At 64.2% G+C, this 19,386-nt stretch carries 18 protein-coding genes and 2 pseudogenes; 10 read left to right on the top strand and 10 right to left on the bottom strand.

Annotated elements, in window-relative coordinates; all coding sequences use genetic code 11:
• The first annotated feature begins 313 nt into the window (after positions 1–313).
• From ACXJKD_RS13355 to ACXJKD_RS13345, 3 genes are all read left to right on the top strand, one after another.
• On the top strand, positions 314–1,195 hold the full coding sequence (locus ACXJKD_RS13355) for a fumarylacetoacetate hydrolase family protein (RefSeq protein ID WP_457255098.1): 882 nt from the start codon (positions 314–316) through the stop codon (positions 1,193–1,195).
• Positions 1,196–1,226: 31 nt separating this feature from the next.
• Positions 1,227–2,150, top strand: a complete 924-nt coding sequence (locus tag ACXJKD_RS13350) for a cupin domain-containing protein (protein ID WP_457255097.1) — start codon at positions 1,227–1,229, stop codon at positions 2,148–2,150.
• 145 nt (positions 2,151–2,295) lie between these two features.
• Positions 2,296–3,924, top strand: a complete 1,629-nt coding sequence (locus ACXJKD_RS13345) for a flavin-containing monooxygenase (RefSeq protein ID WP_457255096.1) — start codon at positions 2,296–2,298, stop codon at positions 3,922–3,924.
• Between the two features lie 30 nt (positions 3,925–3,954).
• Here the strand turns inward: ACXJKD_RS13345 and ACXJKD_RS13340 are convergent, their stop codons facing one another.
• From ACXJKD_RS13340 to ACXJKD_RS13330, 3 genes are read right to left on the bottom strand one after another with little or no spacing between them, the layout of a single operon-like run.
• Positions 3,955–5,610 carry an FAD-dependent monooxygenase gene (locus tag ACXJKD_RS13340; protein ID WP_457255095.1) on the bottom strand — a complete coding sequence of 552 codons (1,656 nt, stop codon included), beginning with the start codon at positions 5,608–5,610 and terminating at the stop codon, positions 3,955–3,957.
• Complete coding sequence (locus ACXJKD_RS13335) at positions 5,607–6,473, bottom strand: enoyl-CoA hydratase/isomerase family protein (RefSeq protein WP_457255094.1); 867 nt, start codon at positions 6,471–6,473, stop codon at positions 5,607–5,609. The genes ACXJKD_RS13340 and ACXJKD_RS13335 overlap by 4 nt, the downstream gene beginning before the upstream one ends.
• Positions 6,474–6,514: 41 nt before the next feature.
• On the bottom strand, positions 6,515–8,638 hold the full coding sequence (locus tag ACXJKD_RS13330; protein WP_457255093.1) for an acetate--CoA ligase family protein: 2,124 nt from the start codon (positions 8,636–8,638) through the stop codon (positions 6,515–6,517).
• Positions 8,639–8,884: 246 nt separating this feature from the next.
• On the opposite strand from ACXJKD_RS13330, the gene ccrA reads away from it, so the two are divergent.
• Both ccrA and ACXJKD_RS13320 read left to right on the top strand, forming a co-directional pair.
• Positions 8,885–10,171: a crotonyl-CoA carboxylase/reductase gene (gene ccrA / locus ACXJKD_RS13325; RefSeq protein WP_457255092.1), complete on the top strand. Its 1,287-nt coding sequence runs from the start codon at positions 8,885–8,887 to the stop codon at positions 10,169–10,171.
• 149 nt (positions 10,172–10,320) lie between these two features.
• The gene (locus ACXJKD_RS13320) at positions 10,321–10,641 is read left to right on the top strand and encodes an ArsR/SmtB family transcription factor (RefSeq protein WP_457255091.1); all 321 of its coding nucleotides are present in this window, start codon (positions 10,321–10,323) and stop codon (positions 10,639–10,641) included.
• A 372-nt stretch (positions 10,642–11,013) separates the two neighbouring features.
• Here ACXJKD_RS13320 and ACXJKD_RS13315 read toward each other — a convergent pair whose 3' ends face one another.
• From ACXJKD_RS13315 to ACXJKD_RS13290, 6 genes are all read right to left on the bottom strand, one after another.
• Positions 11,014–11,391, bottom strand: coding sequence for a hypothetical protein (locus ACXJKD_RS13315; protein ID WP_457255090.1), 378 nt, complete (start codon positions 11,389–11,391; stop codon positions 11,014–11,016).
• A gap of 160 nt (positions 11,392–11,551) precedes the next feature.
• Entirely contained in the window at positions 11,552–11,866 is a 315-nt protein-coding gene (locus ACXJKD_RS13310) for a hypothetical protein (RefSeq protein ID WP_457255089.1), read from the bottom strand.
• Positions 11,863–12,006 (bottom strand): fumarylacetoacetate hydrolase family protein, encoded by a 144-nt coding sequence (locus ACXJKD_RS13305; protein ID WP_457255194.1) that lies wholly within the window; start codon positions 12,004–12,006, stop codon positions 11,863–11,865. The genes ACXJKD_RS13310 and ACXJKD_RS13305 overlap by 4 nt, the downstream gene beginning before the upstream one ends.
• A 33-nt stretch (positions 12,007–12,039) precedes the next feature.
• Positions 12,040–12,621 carry a nuclear transport factor 2 family protein gene (locus ACXJKD_RS13300; RefSeq protein WP_457255088.1) on the bottom strand — a complete coding sequence of 194 codons (582 nt, stop codon included), beginning with the start codon at positions 12,619–12,621 and terminating at the stop codon, positions 12,040–12,042.
• Positions 12,618–13,478: an SDR family NAD(P)-dependent oxidoreductase gene (locus tag ACXJKD_RS13295; RefSeq protein ID WP_457255086.1), complete on the bottom strand. Its 861-nt coding sequence runs from the start codon at positions 13,476–13,478 to the stop codon at positions 12,618–12,620. Before ACXJKD_RS13295 ends, ACXJKD_RS13300 begins: the two co-directional genes overlap by 4 nt.
• Before the next feature lie 98 nt (positions 13,479–13,576).
• Entirely contained in the window at positions 13,577–14,404 is an 828-nt protein-coding gene (locus tag ACXJKD_RS13290) for a hypothetical protein (RefSeq protein ID WP_457255084.1), read from the bottom strand.
• Positions 14,405–14,987: 583 nt separating this feature from the next.
• Here ACXJKD_RS13290 and bioD point away from each other — a divergent pair.
• Together bioD and ACXJKD_RS13280 are read left to right on the top strand one after the other, a co-directional pair.
• A complete protein-coding gene (bioD, locus tag ACXJKD_RS13285) occupies positions 14,988–15,467 on the top strand; it encodes an ATP-dependent dethiobiotin synthetase BioD (RefSeq protein ID WP_457255083.1) in 480 nt (159 codons plus the stop codon).
• A 1,025-nt stretch (positions 15,468–16,492) separates the two neighbouring features.
• Positions 16,493–17,068 (top strand): cobalamin-dependent protein, encoded by a 576-nt coding sequence (locus ACXJKD_RS13280; protein WP_457255082.1) that lies wholly within the window; start codon positions 16,493–16,495, stop codon positions 17,066–17,068.
• A gap of 277 nt (positions 17,069–17,345) precedes the next feature.
• Here the strand turns inward: ACXJKD_RS13280 and ACXJKD_RS13275 are convergent.
• A pseudogene (locus ACXJKD_RS13275) lies at positions 17,346–17,666 on the bottom strand (TetR/AcrR family transcriptional regulator); the annotation flags it as partial.
• 44 nt (positions 17,667–17,710) lie between these two features.
• Here ACXJKD_RS13275 and ACXJKD_RS13270 point away from each other — a divergent pair.
• From ACXJKD_RS13270 to ACXJKD_RS13260, 3 genes and pseudogenes are all read left to right on the top strand, one after another.
• Positions 17,711–18,028: pseudogene (locus tag ACXJKD_RS13270) on the top strand (acyl-CoA dehydrogenase family protein); the annotation flags it as partial.
• A 5-nt stretch (positions 18,029–18,033) separates the two neighbouring features.
• A complete protein-coding gene (locus ACXJKD_RS13265) occupies positions 18,034–18,495 on the top strand; it encodes a MaoC family dehydratase (protein ID WP_457255193.1) in 462 nt (153 codons plus the stop codon).
• Complete coding sequence (locus ACXJKD_RS13260) at positions 18,492–19,334, top strand: HpcH/HpaI aldolase/citrate lyase family protein (RefSeq protein WP_457255081.1); 843 nt, start codon at positions 18,492–18,494, stop codon at positions 19,332–19,334. Before ACXJKD_RS13265 ends, ACXJKD_RS13260 begins: the two co-directional genes overlap by 4 nt.
• Positions 19,335–19,386: the final 52 nt, after the last annotated feature.

Raw genomic sequence — 19,386 nt, 5'->3', positions numbered from 1 at the left:
GACGTGGTCGGACTTGTTGTCACAAGCCTCGTTCAGGTGGCTGCCGCACCCCAGAGTGACGCCACAACCATTGAACTAGAGCACAGATCTCCCCGTCAACGACGGGTGCCCTTCCGTGTCTGGGAGGTGATGCTTCCGGGGCCGATGGGTCTGCAGTGTTCCGGATGGGACGGCTCTTGCACGGGCTTGACGCGAGGCGTATTGTTCGAATTCCGTCGACTTGAGAAGAAGGACTTGCCAGCGTGGGCCTGCTCGATACGCCAAGCGACTCTCAGACCTTGTCGGGCGAGCGCAGATCGGGTGGAGCCAGCTCATGAAACTGGGACGCTTCGACCGCGATCGGCTCGGACTGGTCGTCGAGGACAATGTCCTCGACGTCACCTTCGTTCTGGAGTCGCTCGAGCAACCCCGCTGGTTCAGGGGTTTCGGCGACCCACTCATCGAGGCTCTCCCGCGCATCCGCGAAATCCTTACGGATGTTCCTGTCGACCTGCCTGTGCACAACCGACGCGACATCCGCTTCGAGCACTTCGTGACCTGCCCCAGCAAGATCCTGGCTGCCCCGGCGAACTACCGCGCACACATCGACCTTGACGCATCCAAGCCCGAGGTCAACCACGGCGTGCACCACCAGCAGGTTGAGGGCATGTCCCATCCTCCGCTTGAGCTTGGTCTGTTCCTGAAAGCTACTTCGTCACTCGGCGACGAACTCACCGGAGTCCATCTGCCCGCTGATGGGCGACGCATCGATCACGAGGTCGAGCTCGGAGTTGTGATCGGACGTCAGGCACGCAAGGTAGACGCCGCGTCGGCGCTCGAATATGTGGCCGGATACTGCATCAGCCTCGACATCACGGTCCGCGGCAAGGAGGAGCGCAGTTACCGCAAGTCGGCCGACACTTTCGCGACGATCGGACCGTGGCTCACGACTGTCGACGAGATACCCGATCCTAGTGCGCTCGAGCTCTGGCTGACGGTAAACGGCGACGAACGCCAGAGATCTGGCACAGACGGGATGCTCGTAAACACTCAGGAGCTCATCGAGCTGGCATCTTCGATGTACACGTTGTTTCCCGGCGACATCATCATGACCGGCACCCCAGCCGGTGTCAGCGAGCTACACCCAGGAGACGTGGTCGTCGCTGGGTGCGCTGGCTTGGGCGAGTTGATCGTCAATGTCACGGCCGACCGTTAATCGCAGTACTCACTACAAAAGAAGGCACGATATGGTGGCGACACTGGAAGACCTCTACGAGCAGGCTGACTCACTCGAGCTCACGCCCGGCTGGATTGGCCGAGAGACTCCGCTTTTCTGGCCGCGTCCAAACTCGGCGTTCGGCAGCCATCACTGGAGTTATGCCGACGCCCACGCCGCCCTCGACGTCGCCGGCGGCCTGATCGACGTCGAGCTGGCTGAACGCCGCAACCTCGTCATGCGCAACCCCACCGACGGCAACGACTTCGCCACGCTTCGCACGTTCGCGTGCGCATACCAGATGATCCTTCCGGGCGAGGTCGCGCCGTCGCACCGCCACTCGGCACACGCTCTGCGCGTCATCGTCGATTCGATCGGCTCGTACTCGGTCGTCGACGGCGTCAAGATCCCGATGGAGACGGGCGACATAGTCCTGACGCCAGGGGGCATGTGGCACGGCCACGGCCACGAGGGTACCGAGGCAGGCTACTGGCTCGACATCCTCGACCTGGCCTTTGTCCACCTGACAGAGGCGATGTTCTACGAAGAGCACCCCGACGGCGTCCAGGCTCCCACCAACTCTGTAGAGACGTCCCCCTACCGGCTGACGGCTGCTGACATCGCCGCCGATCTCGCCGAAGCCACTGCTGCAGCAGACGGCACAAAAACGATCGGCCTGCCCACCGCGGGAATCCCCACGATGACCCTGACCGTCACGTCCCTCCCGGCCGGCACCACGACTGAGGCTCAGCGGGGTGCCAACCGCATCTTCGTTGCCATGGAGGGTTCGGGGCGCACGACTGTTGACGGCGCCGCGTTCGAATGGTCGCGCGGCGACACGGTCGTCGCTCCGATCTGGGCGACCGTCGAGCACCAGACCGACGAAGCCGCGCAGTTGTTCTGCGCGTCCGACGAAGCCGCCCTTCGCGCACTTGGCTACTACCGCGCAAGCTGACCACTCGATCCACCCCCGGCCTGAAGACATCCCATGACCCGTGAAGGGGCCACGTGCCGGGCACGATCTGCCCCGCACAACCGTTGGCGCCGACGCCAGGTGGGACCCCTTCCTCAGGCCTTCGCCAAATAAGGAGAGCACAGCCGTGCAGATCTCAAACTCAACACCCCGGCACGTCGACGCGATCGTCGTCGGCGCCGGGTTCGCGGGCCTGTACGCGCTCTACTTACTGCGCGAGAAGGGGCTCGAGGTCCAAGGCTTCGAGGCCGGCAGCGACGTCGGCGGTGTGTGGTACCACAACCGATACCCCGGGGCTAGGTGCGACGTCGAGAGCCTGCAATATTCCTACAGCTTCGACGACGGCCTCCAGCAGGATTGGGTGTGGAGCGAGAAGTTCGCGCCTCAGCACGAGATCCTCGCCTACCTCCGCCACGTCGCAGAGCGGTTCGACCTGCGGAAGCACATCCAGTTCACGACGAGCGTCACTGACGCTGTCTACGACGAGACGACAGGGCGCTGGACGATCGCGACCGCCAACGGCCGGGTCCTGACGTGCCAGTGGCTGGTGATGGCCAGCGGCTCGCTCTCGGCGCCGAGGACCCCCGACATCCCGGGAGTCGAGTCCTTCGAGAAGCCAATCTTCCACACCGGCACGTGGCCCCACGATGGCGCCGACTTCTCCGGCCTGCGGGTGGGCGTCATCGGAACCGGGTCGTCCGGTGTGCAGTCGATCCCCCTCATCGCAGAACAGGCAGCCCACCTCTCAGTGTTCCAGCGCACGCCTGCCTACGTCATTCCGGCGCGAAACGGTCCGCTCGATGACGACGTGCAGAGGGAGTTCAAGGCCCGTTATGCAGAGCACCGCGCCGAGGCCAAGCTGATCGGCACCATCTCGTTCGAGTTCTCCGATCTCGGCGCCGTCGACGTCTCCGAGGATGAGCGCATCGCCGAGTATGACCGGCGGTGGGCACGCGGGGGCGTCAACTTCTTGCACGCCTTCAACGACCTGCTGGTCAACATGGACTCCAACGCCACCGCTGCCGAATACGTGCGAGGCAAGGTGCGCGAGGCCGTGGACGATCCACAGGTCGCAGAACGCCTGCTGCCGACCTACCCGCTCGGGGCCAAACGCCTCGTCATTGGCACCAACTATTACGAGACGTACAACCGGCCCAATGTGACGCTGGTCGATTTGCGCGATGATCCCATCGAGCAAATCGAGGCCGAGGGCATCCGCACGGTGTCGGGCCTTCATCCGCTCGATGCCCTCATCTTTGCCACCGGCTATGACGCGTTGACGGGAGCATTGACGCAGATCAACATCCAGGGACGCAACGGCGCGAAGCTCGTCGACGCCTGGCGGGACGGGCCTATGAACTACCTCGGTCTGATGGTCAGCGGATTCCCCAATATGTTCATCGTCACCGGCCCCGGAAGTCCCTCGGTGCTGACAAATATGGCGGTCTCGATCGAGCAGCACGTCGATTGGATCGTGCGATGCATTGACGACCTCGTGAAGAACGACTACGCCACCATCGAGGCCGAACCCTCGTCGCAGGCAGAGTGGGTCGAGCACGTGAACGAGGTGGCCGACAGGACTATCTACGTCCATGCCGCCTCGTGGTACAACGGAGGCAACATCCCGGGCAAGCCGCGCGTCTTCCTGCCTTACGCAGGTGGAATAGGCCCGTACCGGGTGTTGTGCGACGAAGTGGCCGCTGAGGGTTACCGAGGATTCAGCTGTAGAAGCCTGATGCCTGCGGCCTCACGCTGAGAGCCGAGAACAAGGCTGTACGGTGGGGCCTCAGGAAGTGACGTGTGCGGGCGCGAATCCTCGCACCACGTCAACCATCTCGCGAGGGTCCAGCGGGGCCGTGTCACCGCGCCACGCCACGATGCCATCGGGGCGAACGAGGGCGAGCTTGGTCTTGTACAGCTCGGCGGCCCGCTTCGAGTCGATTTGATGCACCGTCAGCGGCAGACCGGCATCGGCGGCTGCCGAGACGATTGGATCAGCCATGCCGTTGTCGTCGCAGAAATCGAGAAGCACAAAGCCATCGCCGAACAGGTCGATAATCGACACGTTGTCGTCGAGCCAGACGTGGGGGGCGCGATGGCCCGGCTTGGCGGTCTGTACGTACTCGATTGGGTCATCCTTCGTCGACGGACTGCCATCGTCGACGATTAGTGGCGAGCCCTCGTAGCGGTAGCCCATGCCGATGCCGAGCGAGTACCACTCCTGGACGAGCTGAGCGCTCATCTCCTGGTAGACAGCATGCCGCTGAGCCTCGCCTTCGGGGGTGTCCTGCAGAATCAGGTCACGCCCGGACCGATTCGTCCAGGAGACGTAGTTCTTGGTCGAGCTTCCGCCGTTCCGGATCGCCACGGGTCGGCGCTCGATCGTGTAAGCGTCGAGCAGCTCCGGACCGCCCCACCCCTCAAGGAGGGCCTGGAGCATCCAGGTCAGGTCGCTCACGTCGCCAAGGCCGGTGTTGAGGCCGTGCCCACCTGTCGGTGACATCGTGTGGCAGGCATCGCCGGCGATCAGCACTCGGCCCTCGCGGTAGCGGTCCGCCACGAAGTGGCTGCGACGCCACGGCAGCACTCGCAGCACCTCGAAGGGCACGTCATCGCGACCCAGCACGCGAAGCATCAGTGCCTCGATGTCGGCGACGTCGAGTTGAAGTTTCTCCTCGGATCCAACCACTGTGAGCTTGTAGAGCGCCTGCCCGTCGCACGCGACGAAGTTGCCCCACACCCCCTTCTCGTCGATCATTAGGTATCGCTCGCCGCGCCCGTGCGGGTGGTAGTACTCGAGGTTCTCGATACGGATCATCGCCGTGACCGAGTAGTCGAGCTGGTCGCCCGAGAAGTCGATGTTGACCGACTGCCTGACAAGACTGCCTGCACCGTCGCATCCGATGAGGTAACGGGTGCGCACCTCCTTCCTTGCGCCGGTTGCAAGATCCTCGAGTTGGACAGTCACGCCGTCGTCATCTTGGTGCATACCGCGGAACTTGGTTGAGTACATTACGTCGACCATGCCCGTGGCGATCGCCGCCTCGGCAATGATGGGGTCGAACTTGAACTGCGGGCACTTGCGCAACATCTCGGCTGTCTGCTCAGGCACTCGACGGTCATCGGTCGACTCGAGCGCGTCGCGCCCGAGCAGGAAGCCGTTGTTGAGCGAAGTGCAGTAGAAGACGTCACGTGGATGGTCGTCGGGGAACCCCACGTTCTTCGCGGCCTCGGCTATGCCCCACCTGCGGCAGAGCTCCATCGACCGCTCGTTGAGGACGCCGGCCTTGGTCAGCACGACCAAGCCTGTGCCGGCGTCCTGCTCGACGATGGTGGTTTGGATGCCCCGCTGACCCAGGTCGAGCGCGACGGCGAACCCGACTGGGCCGCCGCCCACGATGAGCACGGGAGTGCTAGATGTCAGTGCTGTGTCAGAGTTCATGTTTGGTCCTCGTTCCGGCTGGTCCTGTGTGCCGTGTCAGTGACGTAGCGCTTAAGCCACGACCCCGTGAACTGCAGGTCGCGCGCACGCTTCATGCCTTCGATTCCCTCAGAGCTGAGGATGTCGGTGAATCGGCGCCCGTCCGGGGCCTCTGCACGCCTCGCGGCTGCGCGCGTCTCGACGTCCAGGGCTCTTCCGACGCGGCGCCCGTCGCGTCGGCCCATCGCGTCCGCCACGGCGGAGATGGTCCGCTTGTTGAGCCTGGCGTTGGCTCGTGGGGTGGAGGCGATGCGCCTTGCGAGATCGAGCGCCGCTTCCTCAAGGTCGGACGGCTCGACCGTCGTCAGGACGAGCCCGATGCGCTCCGCGACTGACGCACCGATCATCTCCCCCGTCAGGAGAAGGAACTTCGACCACGCTGGACCGATGACCGAGACGAGCTCGGTGGCGCCCGGGTAGCCCAGTCTGCCTTCGACTAAGCCGAAGCGGGCGTCGCAGGAGGAGATGACAATGTCGCACTGCGCGAGCAGCCCCACGCCGGCACCGAGACATAGGCCATGAACCCCTGCGACGACAACCTTCTGCAGGTCGCCGAGGGCGACAAAGAAGTCGACGACCTCTGTATCGATATCGGTCGGGCCGTCGACGCGCTCCGGACCCGGCGCAGCCAGGAGATCGCCTCCCGCGCAGAAGGCGCTGCCGTTGGCCGTTATGAGGGTGCAACCGACGGCATCGTCCTGCTCGGCACGGTGCAGGGCGTCGAGAATCTCCGCACGGTTCGACGTTGGACCGACTCCGAGCGTATTGAGCTTGTCTGGCCGATTCAGGATGACGCGACCCACACCGTCAACGACTGAGTACACGATGTGCTCGTAGGTCGCCGCCTGTCGTCCAGGACCCTTAGTCATGACTGCCCGTCGGGAGCCACGATGCAGAGGCCATCGACGGCTATATAGCCGTTCTCGGTCACGACCAACGGGTTGATGTCTAGCGACTCCAACCAGTCGACACTCCCGCTGGCCAGTCGGCCGACCGAGACCAACAGGGTTTCCAGCTTCTCGCGGTCCCAGGCCTGCTGACCTCGCAAGCCCTCGAACACCCCGATGTCGGCGAGCTGCTCGAGAATCTGCTCCGCGTCGTGCTGACGCAGGGGAGCGAGGCGACCTGCGAACTTAGAGAGCGCTTCGACGAAGATGCCACCGATACCAACGGCCACGAAAGGGCCAAGGTCAGTCCTGCCCTCGACGCCTACGAAGGCCTCGCCGCCGATCTTCACCAGAGGCTGGACGGCCACGGAGGTGGGAAGGTCGAGGCCAGACCCGAGGGTTCGAAGCTCGTTGACCACCGCCGCAAGGTCTGAGGTTTGCACACCGATCCGTACGGCGCCGATGTCAGTTCGGTGCGGCACATCGGCCAGTTTGACGACGTAGGGTCCAGGGAAAGGGAGCGTCGGGGGCACGGCTGCGGCGGGGAGCAGGACGACGTAAGGAGCCACCGGCACGCCTGCCTCGGCGAGCAGCCTCATGGTGGCGTCAAAGGTCAGCATCCTGGTGGCCTGGCTGACTATGACATCGGCCTCGTCAGGCGCAGCGATCGTCACGTCGGAGGCATGTGAGCCCTGATTGAGCAGGTGCGAACGCGCGTTCGCGAAGTCACGCATCGAGGACAGACCTCGCAGTGTCTGGCGGAGTCCGCGACCGAGAGCGACGTCTGTGCCCAGCAGGCCCAAGACCCAAGAGCCCGGGTCCGCGTCCTCGACCGACGACAAGATCACGGGGATGTCGCGGGCCGCCGCCGTGGCGATGGCCGCCTCCGCAAATGGCCTGCTGATGGTCTCGCCGGGGTCGGTCAAGAAGGCGTGGATGACTAATGCATCGACGGCAGCTGCACTGGCCATGGTGCCGACGACAGCGCCTATGACGTCGCCGTTGCCCTGCGCGAAGCCCGTGAGGTCCATGGGGTTCAGAACCGAGCGCGGGCCTAGTACTGCCTCGAGCTCGGGGCGGACGTCTTCGATCATCGGGATCTCGAGGGACTCGTCTGACGCCAGATCGCTGGCCAATGTCGCCCAGCCACCCGAGAGCGAGACTCCCGCGATGCCCGTGACGGCGCTCCACCGCGAGGACGGGACCTGCGACAGGATGCTTACGCGGTCGAGCAGATCGGGAATGTCCTCGGCTAGCACAACACCGTGCTGCTGAAGCGCCGCCGCATAGACGGCCGCTTCGCCCGCCAGCGCGCCGGTGTGCGAACTCGCCAGCTGGCTTCCGCGAACGCTGCGACCGAGTTTGAGGGCGATGACCGGCTTGCCGGCGCTGATGATGGCATCGAGGGCCGCGAAGAAGGCCTTAGGACGGCGAATCGCTTCGAGTGCCAGCAGGACGCACTGTGTCTCGTCGTCGGTGGTGTAGAACTGTAGGCAATCGGCCACGTCAAGCGACATCTCGTTGCCCGTCGAGATGATGGAGCTGAACCCGAGTCCGCGAGCCTGCGCAGCAACACCGAATGAAGGCAGCAGGGCGCCACTGTGGGTAACAACCCCGATGTTTCCGGCGGGGCACGGCAGCAGCGGTGCACCGGTCAGACGCGCCCGCGACACGGGACGCACGAATCCATTGCAGTTGGGTCCAAGCAGGGGCATGCTGGCGGCTGCCGAGGCGAGCTGACGCTGCAAACGAGGACCCTCACCAGGCACTTCTCCAAATCCGCTTGCAACGACCACGATGCCACCCGCATCCGCCTCGTGGGCCTCCGCTGCCACCTGCGTCGCCGCGGACGCAGGTACGAGAGACAGGACCGCGTCGATCTTCTGGTCGATGGCGGCCAAGTTCGGATATGCGATGTCGCCGTAGAGGGTGTCACGCGTCGGGTTGACGAAGTAGAGCTCGAGATCGCTGCCCTTCATGGATTCGACGGCATTGTTCGACCGGGGCTGGCGTTCGCTCGCACCGACGATCGCGATGGTCCGGGGACGGAAGAATCGGTCGAGCTGACCCAGCGTGTAGGAGGTGTCCTGGTCCGAACTCATTCTGCGCCGCCAGCCACGTGCAACACTCACTCCTGCCTCTGGGCCTCCTTGGTATGGGGCCAGTCGGATTGTTAGGCAACTTTACTACAAGTCGGGTGTCCGCAACTATTGGTCTTCCGCCCACCCAGCACGCATATTTCCCTACCGGGAGTGCAGGAGGCTCATTGACAACACGGGCACCCCTCAGCGATGATTCCAGCGAATCACTGTTCGATGAACATCTAACTATACACCAAGGAGCCACCCATGGTCAGCAGCGAGGCAACCATCGAACGTCGTGTTGTTGCCACCCGGGGCACCGACGCATTCCCGATCGGAAGCCTCCCGCCGGTGGGTGAAGTTCCGCAGTACATGCACGCTCAGACGGTACGCCAGGACCGGTTCGGCGACCCCCTGACGGCGTTTGTCTCCGAGGTGGTCGAAACTCCTGCGATCGGCCCCAAAGAGGTCCTGATCGCGGTCATGGCCGCTGGCATCAACTACAACAACGTGTGGGCAGCGCGCGGATACCCCGTAGACCAGATCGCGACGCGGCAGCGTCAGGGAGAGACCGAAGACTTCCACGTGGGCGGCTCCGACGCATCGGGCATCGTCTACGCCGTTGGTGAGGACGTCACCACGGTCGAGGTCGGGCAACACGTCATCGTCCACCCAGGTTGGTGGGACGAGAATGACCCGTGGATCACGGGCGGCAAAGACGCGATGATCGCGCCGTCGGCCAAGATCTATGGATACGACACCAACTACGGCTCGTTCGGACAGTTCACCCGCGTACAAGAGCACCAAGTCCTCCCGAAGGCACCGCACCTCACTTGGGAAGAGGCTGCTGCGCCGACGCTCGTCGGCACAACTGCCTACCGGATGCTCCACGGCTGGTCTGGCAACACCGTCCAGAAGGACGACGTCGTCCTCATCTGGGGGGGCTCGGGCGGCCTCGGCACCCAGGCCATCCAGATCGCACGCTTGGCCGGCGCGATTCCAGTTGCGGTCGTGTCGCGTCCTGACCGCGCTGAGTACGCCATGAAGTTCGGCGCGGCCGGCACGATCAATCGCAATGATTTCACACACTGGGGAATCCCGCCCTTGGTGGATGACAAGGATGGGCAGCGAGTCTGGACGGGCGAGGCGCGCAAGTTTGGCAAGGCCGTGTGGGACATCGTCGGGTCGCGCACCGATCCCGCGATCGTCTTCGAGCACCCGGGCGCGGCCACGATTGCGACCAGCATATTTGTGTGCCAACCGGGCGGCATGGTCGTCATCTGTGCAGGCACCACCGGGTTCGACGCAATGGTCGACCTGCGTTACCACTGGACGCGCCAGAAGCGGTTCCAGGGCTCGCACGGAACCAACGACCAGCAAGCCATCGACTACAACAAGCTGGTCGTCGAAGGTTCATTGGATCCCTGCCTTGGACGCACGATCTCGTTCGGCGAAATTGGACGTGCCCACGCAGAGATGGGTGCCGGCGAGAACGTCTTCGGCAGTACAGCGGCTCTGATTGGCGCCTCAGCGGCGGGAGCCGGTCGCGTCTGACGTCACCGAACCCCCCGCGTTCACCAACCGCGCCTACAACACGGCGTGCGCCAGGCAGGCCCTGGCGCGAGCGATCCCTGACGAGTGAAGTTGGCCAGAGTACTGGTGTTACAGTAAGACCACTCTCGTCCCGATTCTCAGGAGTTACTTTGCGAAGACGCGATCCAGACCCCACCGACGTCTTCAGCGCGCTTTCTGAACCGATGCGCTGGAACATAATCCAAATGATGGCTGGCACAGATGAACTTGCCTGCACGTCGCTGCAAGGACACCTCGGGGTGTCCAAGTCAACGGTTTCCTACCACATCAAGATCCTGTCTCAGGCAAATCTGATCGACGTGCGCAAGGACGGACGGTTCTACTTCTACCGTCTGCGTCGCGAGACGGTCGGTGGGCTCATCGACACGCTGATGCGCGATCTCATTCCGGGTCCGGCGCTGAGCCTGGCTCAACAGTCGGTGCCCGCCTGACGCGCCAATCGAGCATTGACAAGGGCCGGTCTTCAGAACACCTCAAGTGTCGCAAAGACCGGCCCTTGTCAATGCTCGTTTCGCCGTCAGCCGACGGGCATAGGCCGCCGCTTAGGGGGTCCATCGTCACGCCCCCGTCATCTACGGTGTGTTACCGATGGGGCCCCCGCCTGTTCGACCAGGTGATCGCAAGCGTCGAGGTCGTGCACCTCGAGGCCCGGAACCTCCGTTCGTTCAACGCGTACGGGTGAGTCCATGTGACTGACGTCGGGCGGTCGTCACATGGGCTTCCCTCCTTAGCGCCGACGCTCTGCTTCGCCGAATCGCCCTTTGGTGGACGCTGGTTCGAGCAGGTGATCGGGGATCATGACCTCAGGAATGAGAGCCACCTCGACCGGCGGGGAGGACCACACTGCCGTGGGCAGCTCGTCTCCACCGGGGGTCCCAAAAGGGCGGGGTGTCTGCCAGCTCGTCCATCTCGGAGTAGTAGTACTCGGCGAAGGCTCCGGCGGGATCCTTGAGATACCAGAAGTAGTTGGCGCTGGCCGCGTGACGGCCCAGGCCCCAGGCGTGTCGCTCGGGATGGTGGCGCACCATCTGTGCGCCGCCGTAGCCGATCTCGTCGACGCTGCCGACCTTCCAGGCACTGTGGTGCAGCACCGTCATGGGCGCCGGCACGACGCAGACGTTGTAATGGTCAGTCTCGAATCGCATGAAGGCGCCACCGATCACGTGATCAGACAGGTGCATGCCGATCCCCTCATGAAGAAGCGCTCACCAGCGGGGATGTCGGGCATCCCGACAACGATGTGGCCGAGTCGGACGGGCCAGACCTCTTCGCGGGGAACCAGATCACTTCGGTCAGGAACTCCGCCGCGCGCAGCCGGGACCTCGCGTGGAAGTCGTGGCGTCACTGAGATCTCGATGCGAATGCCGGTAACCGGCTCGACGGCGACGAGAAGATCGCCTTCGCGACTACTCGGATAGCGGAGGCCACGTAGCCTCTCAGCGACGTCGTCGAGATCTGATCGTGCGTCCGCGCCGACACCGATTGCATGCACACGCGGCGGTCCTTCAGTGTCGCGCAGAAACAGCTGATCTCTCCGACTCGGCTCGCAAACGTTCCTCGGGCGGTCTCCTTGAGGCCGAACTCGCGATAGAACCCGGACGTCTTCTCGACGTCATCCACGTCCCTGATCAGATAGTTGACACGATGCAGGCTCACGAAACACACCTCTGCCGGATCTCGCCGAGTCCCTCGATCCGGGTGACGACTTCGTCGCCTGGTGCCAAGAATACCTGCGGCGAACGAGCGACGCCGACGCCGGAGGGCGTGCCGGTAAAGATCACATCGCCGGACCACAGGGTGCCGATCGCCTCGGACGGGCTGGGAGCAGATCATGTGCCGTCGCCGGCATCAACCCAGTCGAAGGCTGGTAGTCCAACCCGGGAAGCTGACGCCGTTGGAGCTGGAGGCGTCACCCACGGCTTATAGGGCCGCGTGAACGGCAGCATGGGCATGTTGGGAGACACCGCTTCGATCTCACCTAGGCGATGGCTGAAACGCCACACGCCGTCGGCGCCTCGGGACAGGCGATCGCGGTAGCGACCGAAGAGCTTTACGGCCGCGGTGCCATCGCTGTCGATGAAGGCCACGACGTAGGAGAGGCAGCGGGATGTGGCCCCCGTGACCGAGACGATCGGCTCGACGACAAGGTGCTTGTGCCACAGCGCCGGCGGACGTGAGTGCTGCGCCGCGTAAAGGGCAAGCTGCTCATGCCCGGCGTATGTGGTGACCTGATCGCTGAATCGACTGTGCACCTCGAACACACCGTCGGGGGTGAACGTGTCGACCCAGGCGGATTCGTCGCCGTAGTCGATGGCGTGGGCGTAGCGAGTCAACGCTGCGAGAACTCCTCGCTCAGCCTCGAGCTCGATGACGCGTGCAGTCAGGGCGGCTACGTCGTCGCTAGTGGTCATGGTGTCGGGTCCGCTCGGCAGTTGTTGGTACGTGGAGCCACGCTGTACACGGCGGCCTCGGCGAGGAGCCTGTCGAACCGACTCGCGATGCGCTCGACCGCACCGATGCCAGGGGTGATGTAGAGCGCATCGCTCTCGATGCCCCTGAGAGCGGCGGCAGCTACTTGCTCGGAACTCAAGGTGACCTCGTCGCTCAGCGGGTCGCGCGCAGGCGGAGCAACACCTCCGCGATCGGTCATGGCATGGAACTTCGAGGCCTGCGCGGCAGCCAGCGGCGTCCGGACCGCACCGGGGCAAAGGGCAGCCGCCCTGACACCAGCCTCGACGAGGTCGAGATCGGCGCGAAGACCCTCGGTGAGTCCCACGACGGCATTCTTGGTCATGGCGTACTCGGCGACTCGCGGGTTCACCGTGAGACCTGCCATCGACGCTGTGTTCAGAACGTGGCCGGACTTCTTCTCGATCAGGTGGGGCACGAAGGCCTTAATCCCATAGATGACGCCCCAGAGGTTGACGGCGATCTGCCTCTCGTACTCGGCAAGCTCGATCTCCCAGGCTGTCGAGAAGTCGCCCGCTGTGCCAGCGTTGTTGCACACGATGTCGAACGTTCCGAACTTCGTGATCGTCGCGACGGCGAGGTCGGCGACCGAGCTGGCGCTCGTGACGTCGCACGTCACGGCGAGCACGTCGGCGCCCGCCTCCCCGAGGCTTTCGCCAGCGGACTGGAGACGTTCGGCGTCGAAGTCGGCGATCACGACCTTCAGGCCCCGCGCAGCGAAGCCCTCAGCCATAGCCAGTCCGATGCCACTCGCTCCGCCAGTAATGACGGCGACCTTCCCTTTGGTGAGTGCAGTCACGGGTAGCTCTCCTCCTTCATCTTCATGCAATTCGAAGCGCCGGGGCGTCGGCACTGGACCGGCACGCCAGCCCGATAGCGCCAAGTCGCGGCGTGGTGCTAGGAGGATGCGGAGGCTGTGGCCGCCGGCTCCGACAATGACGCACCGGCGGGAGGTGTCGAGCCATACCCGATCCACCGGTTGAGCCGCCCGTCGGGCTCGAAACGGCCAGCGCCGAGGTACGAATAGTTAGTCGGACCGTCCTCGCCGTCGCGTGCGACCCCCAGGATGAAGATCCGATTGCGGTAGGTCACGAAACGCTCGGTGTCATGGAACCACGAGCGGTTGCCCCGCCCGATCCTGGTCATCTCGATGATTGCGTCACGGCCGACAGTGTCGGCACGCGTAGGGTCTTGCTCTGGGTCATAGGCAGGGTGTGAGTACACGGCGTGGTCCGTCAGGATCTGACGGAGGTCCTCAAAGTTCGAGGACTCCATCGCCGCAATGTAACGAGCGAGTGTCGCCTTCATGAGGTCGGAATCGACCTCATCCTCCGCCTCGGAGGGCGGGAGCGGGTCGCCGTTGGCCGGAACCCAGTAGACGATCAAGCTCGTGATCAGGCCCGCATCGTCTACTGTGAGCGCCGCGACGAACATCGCCGTCCATTCGCCGTCGGAGTAGCGGTCACCTTCGAGGATGCACAAGTCATCCAGGCCGATGAACGTGTGGATCCTCGGCTTCCACGCCCGTGGTCCGCGCACTGACGACAACAGTTGCGCGATGGCTGCGGGACCCCGCGCCTCGTCCTGTCGTTCGGTTCCGTCATAGTCCTGGTGGGAGTACCAGCCGTCAGGCGCGAAGCAGAGGCCGGCGGCGGCGAAGTCGTTCGCTCTGAGGAGGTCGATGAAGGTGTCGGTAACCGTGCGAAACTGCTGTTCAGTGGTCATATCGAGTTCCGTTCGTGAAGCTCGTCGCGTCTCTCTCGCTCCTGAGCGACCGGATGGTTAGTTCTCGGTCACGAATGGTCGCTCGACGATCTGCTGTGCGGATGCTGAGCCACGCAGATACCGAATCTCGCAAGCCTCGACCGTGTTTCGTTCGCATCACAGACGTTAGGGGTGCCGCGCGGTCGAGTCAATCACCTCGAGTCACATTTCCTTACATCTGTCGAACTATGAGCGAAGAGGCCGTGGACAACGACTGACGCGGTACGAAGTTCATCGACGTCCGACATCGGCGCCTTCTGGGACGAGGTTGTCAAGGATCTCGCAGGGTCGCTTACGATCTTCGGTGCACACGGCACCGGTGGCGCCCTGGTTCTTTACGAAGGCTCGCCCGACGTGCCCGACGGGGTGGCTGCTGAGAGGGCGCGAGGTGACTGCTCATGGCGGCGCCCGGCCGACGGGGCGACTGGGGAAGGCAGCACGCTTGTGATGCACCGCATGTCCGATAGTTGGATTTCCATGCATAAGTTCGACTCCAAGGCTTTGGAGACTTTTCCAGCGTCATCGGACTTAGCATCCATGTTCCATGAGCTTGGACACTTCGTCATGGAACCAAATGTCGCCGGGCCTCGGGAAGACCGTGGTGACCGCCGCGCTGACAGTCATGCTGCGCAGGCGCGGCGCCACCGTGGCCGTGGTGAAGCCGTTGCAGACCGGGGTGACCGAGGAAGAGGACGGCGACCTGCAGGTCGTCCGACAGCTCGTCGGCGGGGATGCAGGGGTCACCTTCCACGAGTTCGTTCGGCTGCAGGCGCCGCTCGCACCGGACACGGCAGCACGAATGCAGGAAATCACGTTGCTACCTGTCACCGAGCACGCATGGGGCATTGCCGCGAGCGCGAGCGACGTCGACTTCGTGCTCATGGAAGGAGCCGGTGGGCTACTCGTCCACCTGGACCGTCGCGGAGGGACCTTAGCCGACGTAGGGACTGCACTGCACCACAAGGGGATCAGCACCGGCTACGTCCTCGTCGCGAGTCCCAGCCCTGGCACCTCTCAACCATAGCGCCCTCACCGCGGAGGCCCTCGCCTCTCGAGCCCTCCCGCTGCTCGGCGTCGTGGTCGGCTCCTACCCAGCAGAGCCCGACCTTGCCGAGCAGTCGAACCTGCTCGACCTCCCGCCGGTAGCCAACTCCCCCCTTGCTCGGGAACCTGCGCTACGGCGCGGTTGCGTTCCCCGTGAACAAGTTTGCTCGACTGGCGCCTTGCTGGCTGTTCAGAACCTACTCCACCGGTTCGCCGCCGACCTACGTGGTTGGAGGCGGGCGACGGCGAATGGATCGCCAACGCCGTCCGCGACGACTTCGCATCCTTGACGCGCACGTTGCTTCCGTTCTCCGTGGATCGCGTAGATCAGCCCCTACCCTTGTCCATGGGGAGGGTTCCGGTGACGGACGTCAGTGGGCGCCACACTGCCTGCTTGATTCGGATAGGAATCGATCTAGTGCTCGACCAGATCGAAAGGCGACAACGACTGTCATGCGGGCGCCGTCACCTAGTTTCACCACCGCCGCCGACATCCGCTAGAAGTGGAGCGTTGTCTGAGCTCACCATCGACTCCCACATGAACTCGCGAGGGCGCCGCTGACAGGAGCCACGCTTGCGATCTCTGACCACGCAGCGCGGTCAACACGTAGGTGAGCCCGTATCGGATCTTTGCCCGTCGCCCTCCGCACGTCGTTGACCAGTAGGAGACGTGCGGCATTCGAACGTGGCTCGGGCAATACGGTCCCCGGCGGGAGGTCGTGTCATGCGCACATCCTCTCGTCTCACCCTCCGGTCAAACCATTGCCGAGCGTGAGACTTCGTCTCAGTATGATGATATTCGTACCATCGACCCGGATGCCGGGGTGATTGAGGCACGGAAGGGCGCGAACTCTCACGACGACAAGAGCATGCCTAGCCTGCCTGATCGACACCACCCTGACACCACCCTCAGCCAGTCTTCGGCCGCTCCGGGGCGAATTCTGACTGAGGAGATCGCGCCCTGGTCGCGCCACTGCTTGCTCATCAAGCTCCGACCGCTCCGACGTGTTCAAGACCGTCGGAGCGGTCGGTCTCAATCGGAACCTCGCTACAAAGACCAGCCATCCGTGTCCAGGTAGGTGGCGGGTCGTCGCCTCACCAGCCGACTCAATAGCCCAGGGAGTATTGGTGCACCAAACGGTCTCCGCACGCACAAGCAGGAACAATGCCAAAGGCCGCATTGTCATAGCTGCCCCCGGCCTGGATGGACGCAATGGAGGGGCCAAGGTGATCGCTACTGCACTGCGAGAGGTGGGCTACGAGGTCGTCTGCGCAGGGCTGGACCAGCCGCCCGATGAGATCGTCGCCGCGGTCATCGCCGAAGACGCGTCGATTCTTGGAATGTGCATCCCATCAGGCGTTCACATGAAGCTCGTCGCAAGGGTTATCGAGTCGCTCGCCCAGAAGGGTGCGTCGGATACCGCGGTCGTTGCATGGGGGCTCATCCCGGCGGAGGACGCATTCGCCCTCGAGATACTCGGGGCCCGCCGTGCCTTCGTACGGGGAACAACCACGGAGGAGATCCTGGACGCGATTGATCACCTGAACGCCATCTACGGTTCTGTTTTCCGGGCGCCCTGATTCAGGACGTCCTCAGTCGTGCTGTTCGACGCACCTCTCCAGGGCTGGGAGTGCAGCACGCCCAGGATTCTCAAGGGTTTGACATGGTTCGATTCCTCAACGCAAGGCTCTCCGCCGGGAAGGGCGAGGAGCCAGTCGAACCGAATCGTCAGGATCGCGTGCTGGTGGCGCCAAGGGAAGGGCTCGTCGGCGGTACGGAGGGAACGGCGGGCCCCCTCCTGACGCGGGGCCGCGCCCTCAGGGACCGTCGCCCAGGGATGGCTCACCGCCGAAGGCCTCACTTTCGTGACGCGTGCAGGGCAGCGATCGCCATGTGTTGCAAAAGCTGGGCGGTCTGTTCGCGGCGGAGTTTCGCGCTGTGCGGCGTTGAGTTGATCAGTCCGAACACAGCATGCGCTGCGGATCGTGCGCTGGCCTCGTCGCTCCCTACCGCCGCGCAGATCGCCACAACCCATCGCTCCACATACTTTCGCTGCAGCCTGCGCACGGTGTGGCGGTCCTGCTCCGAGAGACTGGCCAGGTCGCGGAACTGCAATGTGATTAACGCAGGGTGGGTGAGCGCGAACTCCACATGCCACGCCACCATCGCTCCCAGGACCGCTTCGGGCCCTGTAGGCTCGAGCTCTGTCGCTCCACGCTCACCCTCAGCGAACCGTGAAGAAGATGGGAGGCATGGGCCTGTTCGGTCTTACAGCCCCAGAGGAGTACGGGGGCGCAGGCGACGACGGCGACTTCACCTCACTGTGCGTGGCCATCGAGGAACTGGGCAGGGTCGATCAGTCGATGGGGATCACCCTCGAAGCCGCTGTCGGCCTCGGGATCAACCCAATCCTCACCTTCGGAGCCCCGGAGCAACGGGAAGAGTGGCTGCCTGAGCTGATCTCCGGTCAGCGACTCGCGGGCTTCGGCCTCACGGAGCCGGACGCCGGCTCAGACGCAGGCGCGACGCGCACTAAGGCCGAGGACTGTGGTTCGAGGAGTTCGAGATCGGCACGACATACGAGCACCGCCCTGGGCGAACCGTAACCGAAGCAGACAACGTGTTCTTCACCACCTTGACCATGAACACCCAGCCCCTGCACCTCGACGCACACGAAAGCGGCCAACTCCCCCCGTTCCATGGGCGGCTCGTGAACTCGATGTTCACCCTCTCCACCCTCGTGGGGCTGTCCGTGGCGCAGTTGACGCAGGGCACCATCGTGGCAAACCTGGGCTTGTCGGAGGTGTCCTTTCCCGCGCCGGTCAGGCACGGTGACACGCTGTACGCCGAGACCTTGATCCTCGACAAGCGGCCCTCAGGGACCCGGCCGGATGAGGGGCTCGTGAGTTTCGAGCACGTGGCCCGGAACCAGTCCGGGGAGGTCGTCGCCCGCGCCGTTCGCAGAAGTCTGGTCCGGATGCACCCGAAGCAGGACGGTGAAGGGTGACCGCCTGGTTCCCCGGTCCCGGGTGGCTATTCTGTCCGGCTGACCGTCCCGATCGATATCTCAAGGCGCTGGCCGTGGCCGAGGTCGTCATCCTCGACCTTGAGGACGCTGTGGCGTCGGAGGGGCGCGGGGGCGCCCGCCAGGAACTGCGGCGGCTCGTGCTTGACGGGCATTTCGACCGCGAACGCACAGTGGTCCGTGTCAACGGCTCAGGGCGAGGCACCGAGGCCGATCACGAAGCCGACCTGACCTTCGCCGAGGCGATCGGGCTGCCCCGCGTCATGCTGGCCAAGGCCGAGGACCCTGCATCCGTCAGCGCGATCAAACACGAGGTGATCGCGCTCCTGGAGACGCCCCGAGGTGTGGAGTACGCCCTCGACGTGGCGGGGCAGGACAACGTCATCGGGGTCATGTGGGGCGCAGACGACCTAGTCGCTGGGCTGGGCGGCACGTCGAGCCGCTACCCCGACGGTCGCCTTCGGGACGTGCCTCGCTACGCCCGTTCGCGGGCGCTGTTGGCCGCGAAGACGCATGGCCGTCTCGCCCTCGACGCGGTCCACATGGACATCCCTGACCTCGACGGCCTTTCGGTGGAATGCGAGGACGCAGCCGCGACGGGCTTCGACGGGACCGTTGCGATCCATCCCTCGCAGCTGACGACTATCCGCGCTGCCTACACTCCGACCGTGGAACTCGTCTCGTGGGCCCGCCGACTTCTAGACCACATTGGGGACGATCGAGGTGTGGCGACCTTCGAAGGGCGCATGGTCGACGGCCCGGTATACACGCAGGCGGAGCGCATCCTCCGCCTGGCCTCCATGGCGAAGGGCTCACGATGAGCGGCATGGAGGAGATGGTCAGCGAGCTCAGGGAACGGTCGGCGGCGGTCCG

The sequence above is a fragment of the Pedococcus sp. P5_B7 genome (assembly GCF_054049895.1).
The sequence above is the reverse complement of the archived record's forward strand: the minus strand, read 5'-3'. Positions and strand labels throughout refer to the sequence as shown.